This is a genomic window from Muribaculum intestinale (assembly GCF_002201515.1).
Classification (GTDB): Bacteria; Bacteroidota; Bacteroidia; order Bacteroidales; family Muribaculaceae; genus Muribaculum; species Muribaculum intestinale.
In genome coordinates this window covers 1,074,457-1,097,858 of the sequence record NZ_CP021421.1, presented here as the reverse complement: position 1 = coordinate 1,097,858, position 23,402 = coordinate 1,074,457, and the positions used below count along the sequence as shown (strand labels likewise).

At 56.0% G+C, this 23,402-nt stretch carries 13 protein-coding genes; 7 read left to right on the top strand and 6 right to left on the bottom strand.

Going from position 1 to position 23,402, the window contains the following annotated elements; translation table 11 throughout:
- The first annotated feature begins 6 nt into the window (after positions 1 to 6).
- The 6 genes from ADH68_RS04485 to ADH68_RS04460 all read left to right on the top strand — a co-directional run bounded on the left by ADH68_RS04485 (position 7) and on the right by ADH68_RS04460 (position 4,965).
- On the top strand, positions 7 to 297 hold the full coding sequence (locus ADH68_RS04485; RefSeq protein ID WP_068961860.1) for an FtsB family cell division protein: 291 nt from the start codon (positions 7 to 9) through the stop codon (positions 295 to 297).
- Positions 298 to 346: 49 nt separating this feature from the next.
- Positions 347 to 712, top strand: a complete 366-nt coding sequence (locus tag ADH68_RS04480) for a hypothetical protein (protein WP_068961861.1) — start codon at positions 347 to 349, stop codon at positions 710 to 712.
- 132 nt (positions 713 to 844) lie between these two features.
- The gene (locus ADH68_RS04475; protein WP_157755868.1) at positions 845 to 1,591 is read left to right on the top strand and encodes a type III pantothenate kinase; all 747 of its coding nucleotides are present in this window, start codon (positions 845 to 847) and stop codon (positions 1,589 to 1,591) included.
- Positions 1,592 to 1,642: 51 nt separating this feature from the next.
- On the top strand, positions 1,643 to 2,911 hold the full coding sequence (locus ADH68_RS04470) for a hypothetical protein (protein ID WP_068961863.1): 1,269 nt from the start codon (positions 1,643 to 1,645) through the stop codon (positions 2,909 to 2,911).
- Positions 2,908 to 3,612: an LPS export ABC transporter periplasmic protein LptC gene (lptC, locus tag ADH68_RS04465; protein ID WP_068961864.1), complete on the top strand. Its 705-nt coding sequence runs from the start codon at positions 2,908 to 2,910 to the stop codon at positions 3,610 to 3,612. The genes ADH68_RS04470 and lptC overlap by 4 nt, the downstream gene beginning before the upstream one ends.
- A gap of 60 nt (positions 3,613 to 3,672) precedes the next feature.
- Positions 3,673 to 4,965 (top strand): hemolysin family protein, encoded by a 1,293-nt coding sequence (locus tag ADH68_RS04460; RefSeq protein WP_068961865.1) that lies wholly within the window; start codon positions 3,673 to 3,675, stop codon positions 4,963 to 4,965.
- A gap of 132 nt (positions 4,966 to 5,097) precedes the next feature.
- Here ADH68_RS04460 and ADH68_RS04455 read toward each other — a convergent pair whose 3' ends face one another.
- The 6 genes from ADH68_RS04455 to ADH68_RS04420 all read right to left on the bottom strand — a co-directional run bounded on the left by ADH68_RS04455 (position 5,098) and on the right by ADH68_RS04420 (position 20,516).
- Complete coding sequence (locus tag ADH68_RS04455) at positions 5,098 to 5,529, bottom strand: D-Ala-D-Ala carboxypeptidase family metallohydrolase (protein WP_084274164.1); 432 nt, start codon at positions 5,527 to 5,529, stop codon at positions 5,098 to 5,100.
- 268 nt (positions 5,530 to 5,797) lie between these two features.
- Entirely contained in the window at positions 5,798 to 7,216 is a 1,419-nt protein-coding gene (locus ADH68_RS04445; RefSeq protein WP_133165692.1) for an InlB B-repeat-containing protein, read from the bottom strand.
- 289 nt (positions 7,217 to 7,505) lie between these two features.
- On the bottom strand, positions 7,506 to 11,840 hold the full coding sequence (locus ADH68_RS04440; protein WP_068961868.1) for a choice-of-anchor J domain-containing protein: 4,335 nt from the start codon (positions 11,838 to 11,840) through the stop codon (positions 7,506 to 7,508).
- Between the two features lie 828 nt (positions 11,841 to 12,668).
- Positions 12,669 to 14,744, bottom strand: a complete 2,076-nt coding sequence (locus ADH68_RS04430) for a hypothetical protein (protein ID WP_068961870.1) — start codon at positions 14,742 to 14,744, stop codon at positions 12,669 to 12,671.
- An 11-nt stretch (positions 14,745 to 14,755) separates the two neighbouring features.
- Positions 14,756 to 16,858 carry a pectate lyase family protein gene (locus ADH68_RS04425; RefSeq protein ID WP_068961871.1) on the bottom strand — a complete coding sequence of 701 codons (2,103 nt, stop codon included), beginning with the start codon at positions 16,856 to 16,858 and terminating at the stop codon, positions 14,756 to 14,758.
- A 178-nt stretch (positions 16,859 to 17,036) separates the two neighbouring features.
- Entirely contained in the window at positions 17,037 to 20,516 is a 3,480-nt protein-coding gene (locus ADH68_RS04420) for a pectinesterase family protein (protein ID WP_068961872.1), read from the bottom strand.
- Between the two features lie 317 nt (positions 20,517 to 20,833).
- Between ADH68_RS04420 and xyl3A the strand changes: the two genes are divergently transcribed.
- A complete protein-coding gene (xyl3A, locus tag ADH68_RS04415) occupies positions 20,834 to 23,398 on the top strand; it encodes a xylan 1,4-beta-xylosidase (protein WP_068961873.1) in 2,565 nt (854 codons plus the stop codon).
- The last annotated feature ends 4 nt before the right edge of the window (positions 23,399 to 23,402 follow it).

Below are 23,402 nucleotides of genomic sequence, written 5' to 3'. Positions count from 1 at the left end.
GGACATATGAAAAAAGTGTTTACGTGGTGCCGGCGTTATCTGTCGGTGACATTTCTGATACTTATCACATTTGTCGTGATAGTGCTATTCTTCAACGACAACTCGTTTGTGAAGTCGGTGGAATACACCACCCGCATCAAGGAGTTGCGCGAGGAGATACGCGACAATGAGGATACGTTGCTCTATTACCGGCGTATGAACCATGCCCTCGACACCGATCCGGAGACAATGGAGCGTATCGTGCGCGAGAATTACCATATGCAGCGTGAGAACGAGGATGTGTATCTCGTAGACTAATCCGACGCTCAGACATATACTTTCTTAGAAGAACTTAGAAGAATTAACAATGGATAATACAAAATCCTCAGGATGGCAGGCATGGCTTGTTACCGCCGGGCTGCTCCTTATCGTAGCCGGAGTGCTGTTGCCTATTCTTGGCATGGGGCTTTCGGTCTACCGCTGGATATATGCCGCCGGAGCCGCCGTGTGTCTTGTCGGACGTCTTTTCAGCCGCGTGCCCGATAGTGTGCCTCTAAGAGTAAAGAGGCTTATGCGCATCGAATCGTGGTCGGCGATATTCTTCTGCGCCGGAGCGTTCTTCATGTTCTGGCCCGGAGCGGGAGCCGGCGACTGGCTCGCGTTCACCCTCGCCGGAGGAGCCATACTCATCTACACCTCGATTATGATACCTCGTGCCATGCGCAAAGGGTAGTGTAGTTTACAGCCGGGGTGTGCCGCCATACCCTTGAAATCGCTACAAAATCTCTTAAAATCACGAGGTTCCTCTATTTTATGGGGGAAATTCATGCGATATTCGGCAATATTAGTTAATTTTGTCATCGCAATGTCATATAATCTCGTCATAGACCAGGGCAACTCTACTGCCAAAATCGCAGTTTTTGAGGGTGATAGCCTTGTAGAACAGTGGCGGTGCGAAGACCTTCTGCCGGAAGTGCTGCGCCGTGTGGCTGTATCCGCCCCTATCGAAGCGGCGATATACTGCTCTGTGACCCACCACAGTGAGAATATAATTGTCACTTTGCGTGAAATCGCGGGCAAGGTCTACGAGCTGACATCTCTGCTCCCTCTCCCTATCACCATCGGCTACGCCACCCCCTCGTCGCTTGGCCGTGACCGTATCGCCGCCGTCGCCGGCGCCAGGGCCATGCTTCCCGGGCGTACGGTGCTTGTAGTCGATGCCGGCACGGCGATTACCTACGACGTGCTGCAGCCCGACGGCAACTTCCTCGGAGGGAACATCGCTCCCGGGCTGTGGCTTCGCGCCGAGGCTCTCAACCGTCACACCGAGCGTCTGCCGCTCGTTAATGTAGAGACTCCGGGCGATGTGGCGCTATGGGGCACCGACACCCCGCGGGCCATTACGGCCGGTATCGTGCGTGGCGTGGCAGGTGAAATCGACTACTACCGCCGGATGCTCCCCGACGATGCCGCGGTGATACTTACCGGCGGCGATGCCGTGCGTCTGGCGCCTTTTGTGCCGCAGCACCATGCCGCAGATGTGATAGTAGAGCCGGCACTGGTAGTGCGCGGGCTCAACTGCATATTGCAATACAACCAGGCTCTCCAATAAATCAACACTCCCATATCGTCCCGCCGCGCGCGGGCCCAATACATGCGATTAATGAATCTACGCAAATCAATCATCACGGCTGCCATGAGCGCAGCATGTCTCCTCCCTTCACTTTGCGCGAGCGCCCAGGAGGGGATGACTCCATACTCAAAATACGGCTACGGCATACTTAACGACCAGGCTACATCGGCACAGCGCTCGATGGGCGGTGTGGGCTATGCCATGGCTTCAGGCCGTCAGGTCAATGTGATGAATCCCGCGAGCTATGCCGCCATCGACTCCATCACATTCCTTTTCGATATGGGCATAACGATGTCGAAGCTCTGGAGCAGCGAGACCGACACACAGGGAGCGCGCCACAACGAGCAGGAGTTCGGAGGTGGCCTCAATTACGTCACCATGCAGTTTCCGGTGGCCAAGAACATGGGTATGGCCCTCGGTCTTGTGCCCTTCTCGTCGGTGGGATACTCGTTTTCCAACAGCATCAGCAACGGTAGCGAGGCCCGTTCGGGCGAGGGTGGTCTCAACTGGCTGTTTGCCGGCTATTCGATACGTCCGGTCAAGGGGCTCAGCGCAGGTGTCAACTTCGGCTATCTCTTCGGCACAGTCATCAACGATACCTACGTATACACCAACAACGGTTCGCAGACACTCTTCGAGACTCAGGTAGAGGTGCGCGACTATCATCTGCAGTTCGGTATTCAGTACGGCTATGATATCAACCGTGACAACCGTGTCACCGCCGGTCTTACCTTCTCGCCCGGCAAGACTCTGCTGGGCCATGCCTGGGGTCTCAACTACGACATGACCCAGACTTCCAACAAGGCCGACACCGTGGGCTACACCTCGCTACGCCACAAGTATACCCTTCCGGCAGTGTGGGGAGCCGGTATCAACTGGCAGTGGCGCGAGAAACTGATGGCCGAGGTCGACTTCACCTATTCGCCATGGAGCGACGCAAAGTTTCCCGACATCGACTCGGAAAAGCAGACTCTTGAGTTCAGCGATAGATGGAAGCTCGCTGTCGGCGCGCAGTATACACCGAAAAGCCGCGGCAGCTATCTGCAGCGTGTCACCTACCGTGGAGGCGGTTTCTATGAAAACAGCTATATCAAGGTACTCGGAAATACAATCAAGGAGTACGGGGCCTCGATTGGTCTCGGCTTGCCTGCCCCCGCCGGGAAGACTCTTATCAACTTCGGCGTGGAGTGGCGCCACCGTCAGGCCAGCCCCAACTCGCTTATCAAAGAGGACTATATCAACATCACGCTGGGTATCAACTTCAACGAACGCTGGTTCTATAAAAACAAGATACGATGACCTCACGGGCGATGCGTGCTCTTCCGGGTATAGTCTGCGTGATGATTCTTGCGGGCGCCGCCGGTGCGTGCAAGGATGAGAAGACCGAGGTGGTGAGCCTCAATGTGGTAGGCGACAGTGTGCCGACCATGACCACCCACACGGTGACTACGCTCATATCGGACAGCGGACAGATACGTTATCGCGTCACTACCGACAACTGGCTCGTATATGATGAGGCCCAGGTGCCTATGTGGCGTTTCCCCGACGGACTCTATCTCGAGAAGTTTGACAAGGATTTCGGGATAGAGGCCACAGTGCAGTGCGACTCCGCCACCTACTTCAGTCAGCGCGGTCTCTGGCGTCTTGACGGCAATGTCAATATCCTCAACACCGTTGGCGAGAAATTCCTGTCCCAGCAGGTGTTCTGGGACCAGCGTCTCAACAAAGTCTATTCCGACTCGTTTATCCATATAGAGCGCGCCGACCGCACAATAGAGGGGTACGGCTTCGAGTCAAACGACAAGATGACCAACTACCGTATCACCAATCCGACAGGCATCTTTCCGGCGAGCGACTTCAATCCCGGCAAAGAGAGCGGAGCCGCTGATGCACCCTCGGCCGGCAGTGTGGCCGAAGCAAAGGGCCCTGACAGGCTGCCGCCGCCCAACCGGCCCAGTAAGCCGGTGCTTCCTTCCCGGCCACCGGGACGGCGGCCTTAGTGGCCGTGCAGTGCCGTGTCGGAAATCTGTTTTTTCAAACATTAACCCATCTCTAAGGATATGGATCCCAACTGGAGCGTATGGCTCATAATCACAATAGTCTCGCTGGTGCTCTCGGCCCTCTTTTCGGGTGTCGAGATAGCCTATATATCGTCCAATCGTGTCAAGGTTGAGATTGACGTAAAGCGCGGAGGCTTCATAGGCAAAATCATCAATCTCTACTATAGCCGTCAGGAGCTGTTTATATCCACCATACTTGTGGGCAACAATATCGTGCTTGTAATCTATGGCATGGGAGCGGCGGCCCTGCTTGAGCCGTGGATTGCCGTGTGGTGTCCCAACGAGGCCGGAATCCTTATCATACAGACTCTTATCTCTACCGCGATAATACTCCTTACAGGCGAGTTCTTCCCCAAGACGATATTCCGTATCAATCCCAATTCGTCGCTGAGGGTGTTCTCTCTCCCGATATTCGTGTTCTGGGTGGTGCTCTATCCGGTGTCGGCTTTTACCACCTGGCTTTCCAAGGCCTTGATGTGGATGGCAGGCATACGCAATGTAAACCATACCCTCGGGGTGCTTACCGTGGGCGATCTCAACCAGTATATCCAGACCAATATCGACGAGCGTGCGTCGGAGGCCAAGGTCGAGAACGAGGTGAAGATATTCCACAATGCCATTGATTTCTCGTCGACACATCTGCGCGACTGCATGACTCCGCGCAATGAGATTGTGGCGGTGAATATCGACAGTACCGACCGCGACGAGCTGTCGGCCCTGTTTACATCGTCGGGCAGGAGCAAGATACTTGTCTATCGCGAAGATATCGACAATGTGCTGGGATATATCCATGTCAGCGAGCTCTTTACTCCCGACAGCGACTGGAAAGAGGCCATAAAGCCGGTGCTTTTCGCTCCCGAGACACTTCTGGCCAACAAGATGATGCGACGTCTGCTCAGCGAGAAACGTTCGATGGCTATCGTGGTTGATGAGTTCGGCGGCACGGCAGGGCTTGTGTCGCTTGAGGACCTTGTCGAGGAGATTTTCGGCGATATCCAGGACGAGCATGACAATGCACGGCTTACTGCCCGTGAGGTGGAGCCCGGAGTGTATGAGTTTTCCGGGCGCTGTGAAATCAGTTATCTGCACGATTCTTTCGGAATCGATCTTGAGGAGAGCGACGAGTATCAGACTCTGGCCGGCTTCATCCTGCATAATCTGGGAGAGATTCCCGTGCAGGGAGCGACCATCGAGCTTGACGGATGGACGCTGACTATCCTGCGCCGCACGGCTACGCGCCTTGAGCTGATAAGGCTCACAAAGAGCGCCACCGCCGGTTCCGACAAGGAGTAGGCCGGGCACAGGTTTTCCGGGATGACGGCGCATATACCGCGCCGGTGATTGTGTGTTCATAGAATTGTTGTTTTAGTATTGGTTGCAGGCATTTGAGCCTGCGACAGTGACTTTATGCCCCGGCTTCTGCTATCACCAGGCTACATGTATCCATATGCCTCCGCGCTCCAGTATGAGTTCGCGGTGGGGCAGTGTGCACAATATCTCGTATAGTCGCCGGTTGCCTTCTATAGAGCCTGTAGTGAGGTCGGCGGCGCGGCCTGCAAGATGGTAGGAGCGCTCGGCGCCGCCTACTGCTTTGTTGAGTGCCTTGCACCGGTATCCGCTATTTACATATATCGGTGAGCCGTACTGAATGCGTGCCGGCTCAAGCACGTCGTTGATAAGACGGTACATGGCTTCAACGGCCTGAGGCGGCGGAGTGTTGTCGATGCCGAGCCGTCGGGCAGTAGCCGAATGGGTGAGTTCGCGGATGGTGAAGTGGGATGCCGCCTCTTTGGCGTCGAGCGGCACGACTGCCTCGGCGGCTACCACCGAGAGAGCGATTAGGGTGTTTTTATTCATAGTAATAAATATGCTGTGTGTTGTGTTCTTGATGCAAAGATATAATGATATATTGTAATATGCAAATCTTTGTGCGTCTTTTTTGCGCAAACTCAGATGGCTGTATGGTCGGTAGAGTGGGGCTATAGGGCTGAACCGGTGGCCAGCGGGGAAGAGGAGAGCGGTGATATACAGAGATGTATATATGGAAAGAGCGCGGACCTATGGTGGGTCCGCGCTCGGGATTACGAATTGCAAGGCTGCTCACGCAGCTATTGGGGATTTCTGATTACTTGACAACTTTCTTGCCGTTGATGATGAGGAGGCCCTTGGCAACCTCGGGATTTACGGGGATACCCTGGAGGTTGTAAGCCTTTACGGGAGCGTCAGCGTCCTCAATCTCGATATCCTCGATGGCGCTGCTGCCGCCGAAGTCATCGCCGATGCCGAAGCTCATGTAAAGTACATTGGCGGTATACTTGTTGGCCACGGGTTCGGTGAACTTGAGAGTCATGAGTTTCTTGCCTTCGGTGAGGTTGATGTTTTCAACCTTGTTGGTGACAAACTTCTGCCAGTTGCCGGTCTTTTCGGCTGCTATGTTGAAGGTTGCTTCAGGAGCTACAGTGGGGTCGGCGTCGTAAGCGGCCTTGTCAAAGATGTTAAACTCGATGTTGGCGGCTTCCTGCTTTGTAGCAGTGGGGCATATGAGAGTATAGTTGCCGGCTTTTGTCACGTTGAGGATGAACTGCTCCGACTTGTTGGCGGTATAGTTGCAGAGATAGGGCACAATCTCGCCTTCGAGGTATGACGAACCGTCGAGTGTCACAGCCTTGGACTCTTCCTTCACGCCACCGATTTTCTTGGTGTTGAGGTCGATAGTGCCGGGGATGTCGTTGACAGAGCTTACTGCCTCGAACATAGCTGTAATCGACATGCTTTCGAAGATTTCGAAGGTGTAGGGGTTGGCGGTGTACTCGTCGCCGTTGTCATCGTTGGTGAAGTTGATGAACTTGTAGGTTGTGTCGTCGTCACCGGCGCTGGGAGTGGCTGTGATGCTGATGGTAGTGCCTTCGAGATAGTTGTTTGCGGCGGGCGATACCTTTATTGTACCGGCCTGTTCGGGATATACTCCGGTGAAGAGAGAGAAGTATTTGATCTGGTCCTTGGCCTCAAACCAGAAGTTGGCGAGGTTGGCGGTCTCCTTGGTGTTGTCGTGGTGGAATGTGACGCGCAGAGTGTATTCGCCTTCGGGGATTTCCTCGTCGAAGAATGCCATAGCGTCGTAGAGAGCGTTCCAGTTGCTCTTTTCGTTGGCCAGATAGATGGGGTCGAGAGCACGTTCGAGGTCTTCTCCGTTGTAAAGCTCAAACACGATGTTTGCGCCGTCGGTCTTTACGGCATACTGGAAGTGGAGGATGTACTGCGATTCCTTGGTGTTGTTGATTTTGAGATCCATGTAGTCGCCTTCCCAGAAATCAGCGGTCTGCTCAACAACTTCCTGCTGCTGTTCCCATGCATAGCGGTTTTTGTCGATAGAGGGATCGGGAAGTTTCTCATCGGCTGTAGCGGGCACACGGGGATATACAGCTACACATTTGCTGTATTCGCCACCGAGTTTCAGCGGATTTGTGTTGATGTCCTGCACTGTCTGGGCAGAGGCGAAGCCCATCGCGAGAAGGGCTGCTGAAAGGAGTAAAGTTTTCTTCATGATAACTTATCTGTGGTTAATTCTTCAATTTGGATTGCTGTGGTTACTTGTATTCCGTCGGAAACGGTGTGAGTTGAATGACGGATATGTCGGATAGGTTTTCCGACCGCTAAGTTAGTAGCGGAGTGGCCCTTAAATGGGTGAAATTTTATCGCAAGAGGTGTAAAAGTTTGTTTTAGTGCTTTATAACATAAAAATCTCTGAGGTGTGGCAATGTCATGATAAAAGCAACCCCGAAGCGTATGGCACGCTCCGGGGTTGCGGGATGGGGTTGTTGTGGCTGTGTGGCTTATCTTACAATGAGCTTGGCCACCTTTGAAGATGCTTTCACTACATAGACTCCGGCGCCTGTGGTGATTTCGGTCAGAGCCTCGCCAAGGCCGTTGTATATGACACGGCCATCGGCAGCCGATACCATCACCGGGAGACCTTCGCATCCGGTGATTACGATGCGTCCGGCTTCAGCGCGGATTGCGATGCCGTCGGCCGAGGGTGAGTCGATCGACGAAGTTCCGGCAGTAACCGGGTCGGAACCTTTCGACTCGCGTTCGCCGTAGAGTGCTGTCACAGTCCATAGGTGTGAGTCGGGATTGTCGACATTGTCGGTAAAGGAGGTAGCGGTGACGGGGGTGTCGTTGACAAGCCGTCCGTCGCGGTACACGTTGTAGCCGGTCACTTCCATGCCATAGGAAGAGAGCGGGGTGAAGGTTACGTCGTCGAGCATCAGCATAAACGAGTTGGTAGCGCATGAGCGTATTGCAAAGTTGCGTGCTCCCTGTGGTAGGTCGGCCTGACATTGTGTCCATGAGCCGGGCACTTTGTCGACAGAGACGCCTGTAGGGATGAAGTCGGCCGGTTCGAGCGAGCCGGTCGAGTAGAGCACCTCGACACGTTCGGGATAGGCGGCATCGTAGCTGCGGATGTAGAACGATACTGTCTGGGCCTCGCCGCTGAGCTCGGGCGATATGGCCCAGTCGTCGGTAGTACCGTTGTCGTAGCGTGCGAATGCGGCAAGATACTGCTTGCCTGAGTTGGGCATAAGGTATTTGTTGCCTTCAAACATGCCGGTGGCGCTGAACATGAAGAATGACGCGAGGGTCTTTCCGGCTTCGATGCCGGGGAGGTCGGCCTGGGCGAATCCGCAGACAGCTGCGCCGTCAAGGTCTCTCATGGCCCATCCGTCGGCATAGTGGCTCCATGCTTCGGTCGACTCGAAGTCGTCGGTGACCGGCGATGCGGGAGCCGCCGCAATCTCTGGAGCTGTCCATGAGAGGGCCACGCTGCCGTCGGCCGACTGTGTGGCGGTCAGGAATGCCGGCGCAGGGAGGGGCGATACCAAAGGTGTCACTGTCAGGGTCTCCGAGGCGTCGTTGTCGTTGGTGGTATCGTCGGTGTGCGACACGATTGCCTTGAAGGCGACAGCCTTGTCGGAGAGCGGGCTCATGGTAGTGGTGAACTCAACCGAGCCACTGCCCAGAGAGGGTATGGGGTCGCCGTCGACAATGTCAAGGAGGTTGCCGTCGGCATAAATCTCGACGATATAGTCGGCGGCGTTCTCAGCGCCGTTGTTGGCGATGTCGACTGCAATTCTGAATTTCTCGCCTCCTCTCACGTGGGCGGGCGCGCTGATAGCCTTCACCTCAAGGTCGATGCCGGCCATCGACTCTACATTGATATTGTCGATATATGTGGCGATGTAGGGACGGTCGTGGGTGGTTGCGGTAAACTTCAGGCTTATGTTGCGGCCTGCATATTCGGCGAGCGACACGATTACCTCATGCCATCCGCGTGTCGGGCCGATTTCCACTACGGTCTTGTTGAAAATCTCGGTCCATTCGCCGCCGTCGGCGCTCACGGCCACAGCCAGCGGATTAAGGTCGAGCAGGTCGTTGTCGGGGGTATAGCTGTAGAAGCGCAGGATGGGAGCCTTCATGTCGGCCAGGCTAATCTTGCCTGTCGTCATAGCGCCGCAGTATCCGGCGAAATATCCGTTCATGGTCATCAGACCGCCGTCGCCGTCCTGCGATGTTACGTCGCTGTCGTCGGCCTGAGGCGCCCAGTTGCCATAGTTGATGCGCTCGGTCATGTAGACGGTCGAGGCGCGTCCTCCGGCATACGATTCATGGAATTCCTTGTAGGGAGTGCCCGCGGGGATGCTCTTTGTCATGGTGCGGTCGCTCTCGCCGCGGTCGGTGACAGCCGATACGGAGTACTGCACAAACTTCTGTGTGCCGGTCTCCACACCTGTGAATGTGAACGATGTGCCTGACACGTTTTCGGCCACCGGTTCGCCGTAAGCGTTTGCGTCATAGATGTTGTAGCGCACTCTGGCGGGATTGATGGCGTTGCCGTCGGCAGAGAGCGATACCTCGTTCCACGACAGTGTGATTTCGCCGTCGGAGGCTTCGGATATGGCTACCGATGCGGGCGCGGCTGCAAGCGGTGTGCCTACGAAGGCAGTCAGTGAGGCTTCGGGGCCGGCATCCTCGCCTTTGTAGGCAACGGCGCGGTAGGTGTAGTCGCCACCCTGTTCGAGAATATCATCGTAAGTGAGGATGGCGCCGGGAGCCGGTGCTGTGAATGTGTGTACGAGAGTCTCGCCGCGACTAAGCTCGATACGGTCGATGGCCGACAGCGCGGCTCCGCTCATGTCGGTCGCGGGTGCCTTCATCGACACGGTGGCCTTGTAGTCGCCATTGGCGTCGGCTGTCACAGCCAGCTCTGTGGGGCGCGAGGGTGCACCGGCGTTAATGCCGGCCTCAACCGATATCATGCATACTTCGAGGTTGTACATGTCGGCGTCGGAGATACCGTGCAGACCGATGTGATATATGCCTGAAGTGGCCGGGCTAATGAGGTCGCCGAATGTCTCGTAGTCGCCCGAGAGAGTCACAGGCTCCACGAGTGTCGAGGTCATGTCGGCCGGGGTAGCTCCCGCACCCCATTTTGCCTCGATTTTCTCGGGATAGCGGGCGTTGGAGCTGCGTGCCTTGAAGGTGGTGCGATACATCTTTCCGGCCTCAAGACGCAAGGGTGGAGATATCAGCCAGTCGTCCATGGTGACAGTGCCGTACTTGACGCGTACGAGTCCGGAGGCATATTCCCAAGTCTTGCCGTCGCCGTTGGCATCGACCACAGTGAAGAAACCGATAGACTCAGCCGAGGCAAAATCCTCCGACCATGGGAGCACGGGGTTGCCGCACACTACCTTGTTGGATTCGGAGGCCGCCGACAGGCAAGAATGGTTGTCGGCGGTGACGGTATAGCTGTAGGCCTGCATTCCGGCAGCGGCATCGGGGGTGTCGGTCACTGATGTGGCGCTGACGTTGCGTGCAATCACGACATCGCCGGGGATGCGTTTCACTGTGTATGTCACGGCTGCTGCATCGATGTATCCTCCGTCGGCCGACTCCGATACGGGTTTCCATGCCACGGTAATGGTGCCGTCGGTGTTTTCGGCAGTCACACCTTCGGGAGCTGTCGGGGTGCCGAAGCCTACAAACTTGTCGACTGTAACCTTGGGCGATGAGCCTTTGTCGTTGGCCACGGAGATGGTGAAGGTGTATTTTCCTCGTTCGGCCACAGTTACCTCGGCCTTTGTGGCGGCTCCGAATGATGTGGTGCCGGATGCAGCCTCGCTGCCGTTGCAGAGGACTGTGTATGAAATCTCTCCGGAGGCTGCTGTGCCGTCGTAGAGCGACGCCGGAACGGTGAAGCTGACATATCCGTTGAGTGAGCCTTCGTCGAATATGGCTTCGGCATCGGTCACAGCGGCCGGAGCGTCGTCCTCGGCCGGAGGGGTGGGCACATAGAGACCTACCACCTGGCGTCCTGCGGCGAAGTCCATCAGCTTTGTGGCCTTTCCGGTGGTGAGGTCCACCTCGCAGAGGTAGCTCTGCGAGGCGTCGGGGCCTACCGTCCAGAACATGCGTCCGCTGCGGGCGTCGATTGTGGCCGAGCCGGTGATGAGGGGGAGCTGTCCGGTCTCACCGACGAGAGTAGTCTCTCCGGTGAGACGGTCGATTTTATGTAGCGACGATGAGTTGACCTTTACCGAGGTGCCCTGTATATCCAAATCCGACGATATGCCGTAGAGTTGTCCGGAGGGATCGGCTGCGATAGCAATCCAGTTGCCCTCCATCTCGCGTATCGGTGTCACGGTCTCGCCGGCCTTGTCGTAGGAGATGGTGGCGAGCACCATACCTGTATTTTTCTCGTTGGAGAAGAATCCGTAGATTTTGTCATCGTATGGATTCAGGGTGAGGTCGTAGGGGAGTGCTGTGAGTTTTGGATAGTTGGTCCAGAGTTTGGTTCCGTCGGTCATCGAATATGCGTCGACGTATACGATGGTGCCGTACTGGGCATTGCATCGGGTGGCATAATATACGTCGCCGTACATTACTCCGTTGTAGAACGATGCGTATCCGGGGTCCATGGCGATGTCCATCTGCCATGTGCCGGTGGCTGTGACGGGGAGGGTCCACAGGCCGGTCAAGGTTTCATCCTGCGACGAAATTACCATACCTTTCATCTGAGGCACAGTCGTGGATGTGTCGGCAGCAAGCGATGGAATAGAGATTCCTGCGGCATATATAGCCGCCAACATAGTAACAAGTTGTTTCATCAAAAAATTTAAGTGATTATGATTGGATAAGGGATATCGTGATGATATTAACGAAATTACCGAGGCAAAGGTACGGAAAACGGGCGGGAGTACAAAATTAATGAGGTTGATATCGGTGAATCTCAATCATCGCCGGATGCAGCCGTGTGTCGATGATGTAGAGCAATCATAAAATTTCATATGCATGTTGCGCATTGGGGTAGATAAGGTCTGTAAGAGGTTTTTTCACAGCAAAAGTTACTTTTGCTGTGAAAAAACCTCAAAAAAAAGGCTCCGCCACTGTATCACACAGGAGCGGAGCCGAATAGGTTGCGTTGTTTATGGATATTTGAAAATGTCTGTGAAAAAGTATGTGATAAAATCTAAAAAAAAGTGCAGCCTATACGTGTTTACTTAGAGCTTGTTTGATAATAAATGTTGCCGCCAGGGTCGTATAGCTTGAGTCGATTTTCGACATGTGCCGAAGGAGTGTACTTTATGTACATGACTGAGGAACAGGGCGAAAAGCGGCCAAGATATACGAGACAAAAGGTAACTTTATAACTTATACAATCTCTTGGCTGCTTCTAAAATAAATGCAAAAATATATCAACGATATGAAATAAATTACCTCCCTTCGGTCATTCGCCGGCATATTTCCGCCCGTTCTTCGGTCGTTATGGGACCCCATAACTCCCTCATCACATGCGAAAATCTGCCCGACGACTGACCGCCCTGACGGTAACATTTATTATTAAACAAGCTCTTAACCCAATCTTTTTTAATCCTTAGCAGGTCAGGCCCATTGACTGTAGAGATACGGTCGTAGGCCTGACCGTTGAAAATCATCTATCTGCGTATGAATATTTTTCGTCCGTTGTGGATATACAGTCCGGGAGCCGAGGGCTGTCGGTCGAGACGTATGCCCTGGAGTGTGTACCAGGCGTCGTCGGCGTTTTCGCTGTCGTCGGCTACAGTCTCTTCAATGCCAGAGGTGGATGGGTTGGCGGTGAAGAGAGTGATGCGTACGCACGGGCGGTTGCCTGTGAAGCTGAATGTCAGCGACTCCTTGGCGGGACTTGAGAGTGCGACTTCGAAAGAGTCGGGGTTGTCGGCTGTGGAGTTTTTGGCGATTACATAATCGCCGGGGTTGAATTCAGCGCCATTGAGGCCTATGAGCGAGGCGTCGGAGTGTTTGTCGGAGGTGTAGTATGTGCATCCCTCAAACTTCAATCGGCTTATTTCGGCATATGGGGGTAGTGTGACAGTGTGGGTCACATCCTCGTTGATGCGGATGAAGTCGCCCTTTGTACCATATCCTTTTCCTCCGGTATTTGAGATGGATATGCCGTTGCCGAAGCTCCATGTGGAGCCTTCGCGGTTGGCGGTGCATATGGTGTAGCTTTCGGGAATCGGGTCGGAGTATATCAGCGCACCCTCGGAGGTGCCGCCTTCGTTCTGAGCCTCGGTGATGTGCTCTACGAGCGAGTTGAGGTATACTTCGAGCATGGTGTATCGCTCCTCGTCGAGGGTGAGGGCGTCGGCGGGGTTGTTGGGGTTGAGGCCATGCTCGGTCTCCCACTCGTCGGGTATTCCGTCGCCGTCGGTATCGACGGGCGCTGTGGCCGACATGAGGTCGGGCCAGGCCGACCAGTTGGCGGGGGCATCCGAGGGTTTGTTGTCATTCTGGCTGTTGATGAGTCCGCGGCTGTTGCCCGAGCCGGTGTATGTGGCTGTGCCCCGGCGGGTGTCGTCGATAATGAGGTCGTCGTGGGAGTCGCGCGACAGCGAAGCGCCGGCATAGTCGAGTACGCGTGCGTAGGTGTCGTCGGCCGAGTGGGTTGTGGTGGTGATAAAGTCGATTGGCGAGTCGAGGCGCAGGGCGTCGTCGCCGGGATATGTGCCGTCGGTGGCTTTGTCGCTTTTGTCAATCTGGTTGAGGAAACCGTTTTTCCAGTTGTCGGCGGTCACGTCGGAATATTTTGTGTTGACGTTTCCTTCCACGAAGAATTTTCCCCAGAGATGGAGAGCCGGGGTGTATGCGGGGTATGTCTCGCAGTAGGAGTTGGTGCGCACGCCTATGCCGGCAATGCGTCGGCCCCGGTAGTTGGTGGGCGTGGCCGGTCCGGGCTTGTAGTAGTTGTTGACGATGTTCACGTTCATTCCCTCGCCTCCATAGCATCCGTTGCCTCCGAAGTTGAAGATGACATTGTTGCGCATGTCCATGCGTTCGTCGAGCTGAGTTGTGGGGCGCGGACCGAGTCGCGGAGTGCGCGATCCGTGGTGTGCAATCAGGTTGTGGTGGAACGAAGCCCCGGAGCCGCCCCAGTTGCCTCCGTATCCGTGTGCGCCTTTGGAGTGGCCGGCATTTACGAGGCTCTGGTCGATAATGCTCCACTGCAGGGTGGTGTTGGTGTTGCCGAGAATTGAGCAGCATTCGTCGATACTCCAGGATATCGAGCAGTGGTCGACGATGACATCGTGGGTGTCCATTACCGACAGGCCGTCCCAGCCGTCGGCGCCGTTGGCTGTCACGTTGGTGTTGCCGAGTCGGAAACGCATGTAGCGTACGATGCAGTTTCCGGCGATGCTGACGGGATAGTCGGCGATGCATATGCCGTCGCCGGGGGCTGTCTGTCCGGCAATGGTTGTATTTGATGAAATGGTGAGTCCGGATGAAAGATGTATAGTGCCCGACACGTCGAATACTATGGTACGCGGGCCCGACTGAGCGAGCGCCCAGCGCAGGGTGCCTTTCAGGCGGGCGTCATCCTTGAGGCTGGTGACGTGGTATACATTGCCGCCGCGTCCGCCGGTGGTGTAGCGTCCGAAACCTTCAGCTCCGGGAAACGCCGGAGTCTTTTCAGGAGTGTCGGCTGCCGATACGAGCAGAGGCAATGCGATGATGGGGAGAAGATATTTCATGATTCGGTAGATTATTTTCGAATTATTATTTTGCGTCCGTGGTGGATATATAGTCCGGGAACTGATGGCTCGGCGGGGAGTCTGTGGCCCTGGATGGTGTACCATGCGGGGTCGTATCCGTAGCCTTCGGTGGGGTAGTCAACGGTTGTGCCGATGGCGGCTGTGGTCGATGGGTTGGATGTGAGGAGTGTAATCCGCACGCATGGATTATTGCCTTGCCATGTGAATGTAATCCGGTCGGCAGCAGGCTCATCCAGCTTTATCTCGAAGGATGACGGGACGGTGGATATGTCGGAATTTTTCGCGATGGCGAATGTCGATTCCGGATATGCCGTGCCGTTGATTTCGGTAAGCGAAGCATCGGAATAGCTGTCGGAACTGTAGTAGGTGAATCCCTCGAAGCGTATGCGGTCGACCTCGGCTCGCGACGGGAGGGTGAGAGTGTGGCGCACGTCGCGTGCTAGGCGTATGTAGTCGCCTCGGGTGCCGTAGCTCTTTCCGGCGTCGTTGGAGAGTGTGATGTCGTTGCCGAAATTCCATGTCGAGGGGATGCGTGTGGATGTGGCGACAGTGTATGAGGGGAGTATGTCGGGAAGGTATTCGAGGTCGCCGTCGGCGGTGCCGCCTTCGTTCTGGGCTTCGGTGATGTGGTCGACGAGCGAGTTGATGTATACCTCTACCATTGTATATCCCTCGTCGTCGGTGAGGAGCGCGTCGGCGGGGTCGGCGGGGTCGAGTCCGCGGGCGAGTTCCCAGGCGTCGGGCATGCCGTCGCGGTCGGTATCGAGCGGCGCTTCCGTAGAGTTTAGCACGGGCCATGGGTTCCAGTTGTCGGGAGCATCGGCGGGGCGATTGTCGTAGGGCGAGTCGATTATGCCCTTTGCGTTTCCGGCTCCTGAGCCTGTGTAGGTGGCGATGCCCTCGCGCACATCGGATACCATGAGGGCATCATGGGAGTCGCGCGACAGTGACGCTCCTGCATGGTCGAGCACACGGCTGTAGGCGTCGGCTGCGGAGTGGGTGGTCACACGGTAGTATTTCATCGGCTCGGAGAGACGCATGCGTTTCTCGTCGAGGTTGTATTTTGCGGGGTTGTTGCGGTAGGTGTCGGAAATCTGTTGCCATATGCCGAGACCCCAGTTGTCGGCGTCTACGGCCGGGTGGCGGGGGTTGACATTTCCGTCGACAAACAGGCGTGCCCACACGTGGTACATCTCGTGTCCCTCCTGCTCGTTGACTCCGACTCCGCATATGCGGCGCTGGTAGCCGACTGCGCGTGAGGCAATTGTGCCCGGGCCGGGCTTATAGTAGTTGTTGACGATGTTGGCGTTCATGTTCTCGGCTCCGTAGCATCCCTGTCCGCTCCAGTTGTACATTACATTGCAGCGGAAGTCGGTGGTGTCGCGAGCTCCGGTGGCGGGGCGTTCACCCAGGCGCGGACAGCGCGAGTCGTGGTGCACAAGCAGATTGTGGTGGTATGATGCGCCCTCGCCGCCCATCATGGCTCCGTAGCCGTGGGTATTTTTAGAGTGTCCTCCGTAGCGCAGGCTCTGGGATATGATACACCACTGTACGGTGGTGAAACGGTTGCCATAGATTGAGCAGCATTCGTCGACACTCCATGATATCGAGCAGTGGTCGACAATGATGAGGCGCGAGTCGACGGCACCGAGGCCGTCGGGCTCGAATCCGTCGCCTTCAGTCTCGGCCATGCGGTTGCCCGGACGGAAACGCATGTAGCGGGCAATGATATTGGGGCAGGCGAAAGTCACGGGGTAGTCGGCCACACAGATGCCGTCGCCGGGGGCTGTCTGTCCGGCGAGGGTGAGGTTGCCGTTGGTAATCTTGAGGTCGCTCTGCAGATATATGGTGCCTGAGATGTCAAACACTACGATGCGCGGGCCGGTCTGCTCGCAGGCCCATCGCAGCGATCCGTAGCCGGAGTCGCGCAGATTGGTCACATGGAGCACCTTTCCGCCACGTCCGCCTGTCACATATCGCCCCCATCCCTCGGCTCCGGGGAATGCCGGCGTGCGCTCGATGCGCTCCTGAGCCGAGGCGGCTACGGAAGCGATGATGAGCATCATGTATTTAATCAGGAGTCTGGTTTTCATGACATCGTAGATTGGTCGGTGCAAAATTAGGCAACATGTACAGCATAAGGGGGTGAAAATTTGCCGAAAGATGGTGGATTCGGACAAATTGTAGGTGGAAATTACGCCAATGATAAACAAGCGGGGCACGCCTCGGATGTGGCGTGCCCCGTGTCGGTGTGCGTAGATTACAGGAAGATTATTTTATGATCTTCTCGGAGTGGCGTGTGCCGTCGGGGAGGATTTCCACGCGTATCACGGCGCCTTTGGTGTTGGCGTTGACCTGCACACCCTGGAGGTTGTAGTATACGGTGGATACAGCACCGGTCTCGCCGGTGACTGCGTCGATACCTGATGTGCCGCCGGTAGCGGGCTCGGATGCCGCACCCAGACCGCCGTGGGCGTTGGCCGCGCGTACGGTGTATGATGCTCCGTCGTTGGCGTTAAGCTCATAGCGGTTGGTGGTGGTGTGGGCGAGGTACTCTCCGTTGCGGAATACGGCGTAGCCCGATGCGTTGTCTACGGTCGACCAGGTGAGAACGCCTTCGGCAATAGCGATGCTTTCGGGAGCCTCACACTGCAGTGTGGCCGATGCGGGATCCCAGGAGTCGTTGCCGCAGAGTACGTTGCGTACGGTAAGGCGTGCGGCTTCCTCCTCGGTGAGCACCGGAGTGTAGGTGTTGGTCGATGTCGGAGAGTTCTTGCGGGTGCTGAGGTCGATGGGGTTTCCGTCCTTGTCCATAGAGTTGTACTCGTAGAAGTGGGTCGGTAGAGTGCCCATAGAGCCCCATCCTTCGGCGCTTGCCTCGGCTATCATCACGGTGTTGAGGAAGTAGGCGCGGGGTTCGTTCTGCCAGGGGCGTCCGAGGACGTAGGGGCCATAGCCTGATATCGTGTTGCTCTCGAATACGTAGCCGTACTTGTTGTTGGCCGAGGTAGAGGGGGCGGTGATGTATCCGCCGGCAATCTCATGGATGATGTCGCAGTGGTCGAAGAAGTGGTCGCCGCCTCCGCAGATATAGTCGACAGAACCGTGGATGAAGCAACGGTCGAGATAGCTCTGGCTGCCGGTTACATAGGTGTCTTGAATCGACTGGAGGGCTACATTAGAGAGGATGTCCTTGTTGCCTCCGTAGAATGCTGCTCCTACACCCTGACGCTTGTCGGCACCGAAGTCGAGGTCGTTGCGGATGGTGAGGTCCTGGAAATATGTGCCGGTGGCGTTGCGGGTAGAGATGATGGGGTTGGAGATACCGGTGCGGTTGCCGTGGAGGATTACGCCTTCGCGGCTCTCACCTACAATCGACACGTTGTATGCGCGGAGAGTCTGCTCTTCAGAGCCGAAGTCGTAGTCGCCGTTTTTCACGAAGATTACCGCACGGGGAGCGTCGGCAGTATTGTTGGATGCTGCCACAGCTGCGAAGGCTGCTTTCCATTCGTCGACATTTGTTACCACTACAGGCTCGATTGCCTCGACTGTGGCGGGAGCGCCTACGGTCATGGAGAGTACGATATCCTTGTCATTGACATTGCCGAATGTATCCTCGGCCTTGCCGGCGGGAATCACGAGCTCGGAGGTGGTATTGTAGGGGAGATCCCATACTTTGAAGCGCACGGTGGCACCGGCTACCTCGCCTTCTACATCCTGTTTTCCGACAAAGGCTGTGACGCTCTTCATCTCGCGGTCGAAGTTGAATGTGGCCACGGCGTGGTTTACGTTGGCAGTAGGTGTGGCCGACGAGCTGTTGACTGCGGGAGGTGTGGAGAGGGCTTCCTTGTTGACGAGGATTTCAAACCATGCCACGGGCTGGCTGCCGGGGGTGAAGAGGAATTTCACGGGTGTGCCTGCTTTGTGTCCCTCGAAGTTTACAAATATGTTCTTCTCGGCTCCGTCGCCGTTGCGGAAGTAGGTGGCAGTGGGGAGGTAGACTGTGGCGCCTTCGGAAGTCACATAGCCGATAGTGCCGGGTGTGTAGTTGTCCTTGAGATTTGTGAACTTAATCTGCTTGATAACCACATTGGCGGGTACGGATAGAGTGATTTCGGTGTTGTTCTTGAATTTGAACTGTGTGCCGCCCCAGCCGTCGTTGGCAGGATTGAGGCTGTATGAACCGTTGCTCCACGAGCCGTCGGCCTGATTGAGCGAAGAGTCGTAGACGAGTTTTACCATCTCGTCGTTGTCGGCTGCTGTGTAGAAGTGGAATCCGGATACGTTGATTGTATAGTTTTTGCTCTTCGAACCTGCCTCTCCCTTGAAGGTGAATGTGCCTTCGGCGCCGTTGACAGAGCCGGTGGCTGTCACTTTGCTGTTGTCGGTGAATGTGGCCACGATTGTAGGCTCGGCGGTGAAAATCCAGTCGCTGAGAGTGGCTGTGACGTCGGTGCCCGAAGCGTTGAGGGCTGCCAGGAGTTCGGCGGGAGCATCTACCTCGTCGATAGTGAGAGCGTTGATGATGATGTCGCCTATGCGGTAGAGACGCAGGGTGTATGTGTCATGGAATACGACGACACCCTCCTTGGCTGATACATTGAATGTGACGATTGTCTGAGTGCTTCCCTCGGGGGTGGGGAGTGTGTATGTGCCGTCGCCGTTGTCGGTCACTGCCACCGCGTTACCTTCGCCGTCGACAGCGGTTGCTGTGATGATGGCGTTGGCATTGGCGTTGGTCTTGATGGTGGTGGTGGCGTTGAAGTCGAGCGGGAGGTTGCAGTTCCAGTTGTATCCTTCACCGGCGGTCACATCCTGACCGTCGATAGCCACGCCGCGGAATGTGGCGCAGTTGTCGGCAATTTTCTCCAGCACCATGTCTTTGTAGTTGGCGATAAAGCCACCGTGACCGGCGTTGAAGACAAGTTTGAGCACCTTGCGGCCTGTGGTGAGTTCGCCTTCGAGGTTGATTACATGCTCAGTGTAATTCGATGATTCGGCGGGAATGGGCCAGTTGGTCTCGGCCTCTACACCATTGTTCTGGTCGGTGACAGTGACATTGAGCACGCCGTCGCCATAGCGCGACAAGGGAAGGGTCATGGCGTATACACCGGCCTGGTCGACAGTGATTTCGTTGGATGTGCCGCAGCCGTCCTTTATGTATCCGATATTCTGGCCCTCGTTGCGTGCTCCGCCGATGAGGTCGGATTTTGCGATTGTCACAGTGCCGGGGATGTGCTCGGAGTTGTCGGCGAAGTCATTGTAGAGCGCGAGCTTGCCCCAGTTGCCGGCATAGTTGCTCCCTTCGAGGTCGCGGGCCTTGAGGGTGAGGATGTAACTGCCGGCGGGGAGTGCCGGAGTGTAGAATTTAGAGGTCGTGGATGGTGTCCAGCTACCGGTGTTCTCCATCTTGTGGACTGCTTTGAACAGAGTGTCGCAATCGGCTGTGGATATGGAGATGTCCATATAGGCTGTGCCTTTGTGCCCGGTGGCGATGGTGAACTGATAGCTGCTTTCCTCCTCGCTGACGAGGTTGAAAGTGACATTTGTGTTTTCACCGGTGGAGCCGATGTTGTCGCCGTTGTTCTCGACTTTGCCGGACGTGCCGTTGAAGTCGCAGTTGTTCCAGTCGATGAATGTTCCGGCCGGTGTCGGGATTGACACTGGGTCGCCCGAAGCGGCAGCGGCCGAGAGTCCTCCTATCGCCATTATGGCCGACAGGGTCAGGGCTGAATTAAATTTTTTAAGCATGAATGATGGTTGATTTTAAGGTTATGAATGCCGGAGCAATATCTTTCCGGCACCCTTAACGGATATTGGATTATGAGATAAAAATCTGCCTATGGTTATTTGCACAAATGACTTCGCCGGCAAAATTATGCTAAAGATTGAAGCGGAGGAATACTCCGGGCCCGCGAATCAGCTGAAAAGTCAAAAAATACACCCTTTCCGACAAATTTGCGCCATCGCAGTCGGCTCGGGGCTTTTTGCGATAATAAGTGCGCTTTAAAGAGCGATATACGATTTATCTTCGCACAAAAACATAGAAAGCAAATATACTTAACCTTATGAGACTACCACGAATTATAATCATGCTTGCGGCTGTCGGGTCGGTAATGGCAGGGCATGCCCAGCGAGCGCCTTATCTCGATGCGTCACTCAGCCCGGAGGAGCGTGCCGCCGACCTCTGCGGACGTCTTACCATAGATGAGAAAGCCCGTCTGATGATGAACAGTTCGCCGGCTATTGAGCGCCTTGGTATCCCTGCGTTCGACTGGTGGAGCGAGGCTCTGCACGGTGTCGGGCGCAACGGGCTTGCCACGGTGTTTCCGTCGTGTATCGGCATGGCGGCCTCGTTTGATGATGAGATGATTGACCGTGTGTTTACGGCGGTGAGCGACGAAGCCCGAGCTAAAAACACCGAAGCGCGTCGCCGCGGGCAGATGGGCAAGTACAAGTGTCTGAGTTTCTGGACACCGACAGTGAATATCTTCCGTGACCCCCGGTGGGGCCGCGGCCAGGAGAGCTATGGCGAAGACCCTTATATGAACGGGCGTATGGGTACACGCGTAGTGCAGGCCCTGCAGGGCGACACATCCCGGAAGTATATCAAGCTGCTTGCCTGCGCAAAGCATTTCGCTGTACACAGCGGTCCTGAGAAGACTCGCCATAATTTCAATATAGAGAATCTACCGGCGCGCGACCTGTGGGAGACTTATCTTCCGGCATTCGAAAGTCTGGTGCACGACGGCGGGGTGAGAGAGGTGATGTGTGCCTACCAGCGCTTTGAGGGTGAGGCATGCTGCGGGAGCAACCGCCTGCTTCAGCAGATACTCCGCGACGAATGGGGCTTTGACGGAATGGTGGTGAGCGACTGCGGAGCCATCAACGATTTCTATCTGCCTAAGCGCCACGGTGTGGCGGAGGACGCCCGCACGGCTACCGCACTCGGTGTGATGAGCGGTACCGATGTCGAGTGTGGCTCGGTATACAAGCATCTCCCCGAGGCCGTGAAGAGAGGTTATCTCGGCGAGGATGCTGTCGATGTGTGTGTAAGGCGTCTGCTTGCCGAGCGCTTCCGTCTCGGTGATTTTGATCCCGACTCGCTTGTGGAGTGGACGTCGATACCGATGAGTGTTGTCGACTGCCGGGCCCACCGCGACCTCGCTCTGCAGGCGGCGCGCGAACAGATGGTGCTGCTTAAGAACAACGGGGTGCTACCGCTGGATACCGGCAAGAAGATAATGGTGATGGGGCCGAATGCCGCCGACTCGACAATGCAGTGGGGCATATACTACGGTCAGCCAAGCCATACGGTGACGATACTTCAGGGCATGCGTGGCCGTCTGGGCGACTCCCTGCCGTATATGCAGGCTTGCGGCATAACATCGTCGACAGAGAAGGTAAGCATATTCGACCGCATCACCGGAGAAGACGGCACTCCCGGAATGAGCGGAACCTACTGGAACAATACCGAGATGGCCGGCGAGCCGGCTGCTACAGCGCGCTACACCTCGCCTGTGAATCTTGACAACGGGGGCAACACGGTGTTCGCTCCCGGAGTCGAACTTGAGCATTTCACTCTGCGCCTTCGCGGGTCGTTTGTGGCCGAGGCCGACGAGGAGCTTGATGTAATCTACAACAACGACGACGGATTGCGCATAATTATCAACGGCGACACCGTGTACGAGCGCTGGAAGGCCGAACCGCTCAACCACCGCAGCCGCAAACTTGCGGTGAAGAAGGGCAAACGCTATGATATCGGTGTAGACTATATGCAGGTAGCCGATGCTGCTACTCTCAATTTCGACATATGCCGACAGAAGGAGCTGACTGTCGATGAGGTGGTGGCTCGTGCCGGCGATGCCGACATAGTAGTGTTTGCCGGGGGGATATCTCCCGCATTCGAGCGCGAGCAGGCCAAGGTGCGCGAGCCGGGATTTGACGACGGCGACCGCACGTCGATAGAGCTCCCAGCCATTCAGCGCGAGATACTGCGCGCGCTCAAAAGCGCGGGCAAGAAGGTGGTGCTTGTCAACTGCAGCGGCAGTGCGGTGGCTCTGTCGCCGGAGATGCAGAGCTGCGACGCCATACTACAGGCTTGGTATCCCGGCCAGGAGGGTGGCACGGCTGTGGCCGAGGTGCTGTGCGGCGACTTCAATCCGTGCGGCAAACTGCCGGTGACATTCTACTGCGACGACGCCCAGTTGCCACCCTTCGACGAGTACCGTATGGAGGGACGCACATACCGCTATCTGCGCGAGGCGCCTCTGTTTCCGTTCGGCCACGGACTGAGCTATACTACATATAAGTATGGCAAGCCCCGCTATGCCGACGGTATCGTGACTGTGGAGGTACGTAATACCGGCAAAGTGGCCGGCACAGAAATAGTGCAACTGTATCTTCGTCGCCGGGGGGATGAGAAAGGGCCCAACAAGACTCTGCGCGGTTATGAGCGTGTGACACTCGCGCCCGGCGAGAAGCGTACGGTAAGCATTCCACTGTCGGACAAACTGCTTGAGACATGGGACGAGGAGTCGGGACGCATGCGTGTGCAGCCGGGCCGGTATGATGTGATGGTAGGGCCGTCGAGCCGCGACAATGAATTGAAAACCATAAGTGTAACCATTTGATAAC

What these genes read in the sequence shown, in the direction of transcription:
- ADH68_RS04480 (WP_068961861.1), top strand. Translation starts at nt 347, where the DNA reads ATGGATAATACAAAATCCTCAGGATGGCAGGCATGGCTTGTTACCGCC.
- xyl3A (WP_068961873.1), top strand. Translation starts at nt 20,834, where the DNA reads ATGAGACTACCACGAATTATAATCATGCTTGCGGCTGTCGGGTCGGTA.
- ADH68_RS04425 (WP_068961871.1), bottom strand. Translation starts at nt 16,858, where the DNA reads ATGAAAACCAGACTCCTGATTAAATACATGATGCTCATCATCGCTTCC.
- ADH68_RS04475 (WP_157755868.1), top strand. Translation starts at nt 845, where the DNA reads ATGTCATATAATCTCGTCATAGACCAGGGCAACTCTACTGCCAAAATC.
- ADH68_RS04455 (WP_084274164.1), bottom strand. Translation starts at nt 5,529, where the DNA reads ATGAATAAAAACACCCTAATCGCTCTCTCGGTGGTAGCCGCCGAGGCA.
- ADH68_RS04470 (WP_068961863.1), top strand. Translation starts at nt 1,643, where the DNA reads ATGAATCTACGCAAATCAATCATCACGGCTGCCATGAGCGCAGCATGT.
- ADH68_RS04460 (WP_068961865.1), top strand. Translation starts at nt 3,673, where the DNA reads ATGGATCCCAACTGGAGCGTATGGCTCATAATCACAATAGTCTCGCTG.
- ADH68_RS04485 (WP_068961860.1), top strand. Translation starts at nt 7, where the DNA reads ATGAAAAAAGTGTTTACGTGGTGCCGGCGTTATCTGTCGGTGACATTT.
- ADH68_RS04430 (WP_068961870.1), bottom strand. Translation starts at nt 14,744, where the DNA reads ATGAAATATCTTCTCCCCATCATCGCATTGCCTCTGCTCGTATCGGCA.
- lptC (WP_068961864.1), top strand. Translation starts at nt 2,908, where the DNA reads ATGACCTCACGGGCGATGCGTGCTCTTCCGGGTATAGTCTGCGTGATG.
- ADH68_RS04445 (WP_133165692.1), bottom strand. Translation starts at nt 7,216, where the DNA reads ATGAAGAAAACTTTACTCCTTTCAGCAGCCCTTCTCGCGATGGGCTTC.
- ADH68_RS04440 (WP_068961868.1), bottom strand. Translation starts at nt 11,840, where the DNA reads ATGAAACAACTTGTTACTATGTTGGCGGCTATATATGCCGCAGGAATC.
- ADH68_RS04420 (WP_068961872.1), bottom strand. Translation starts at nt 20,516, where the DNA reads ATGCTTAAAAAATTTAATTCAGCCCTGACCCTGTCGGCCATAATGGCG.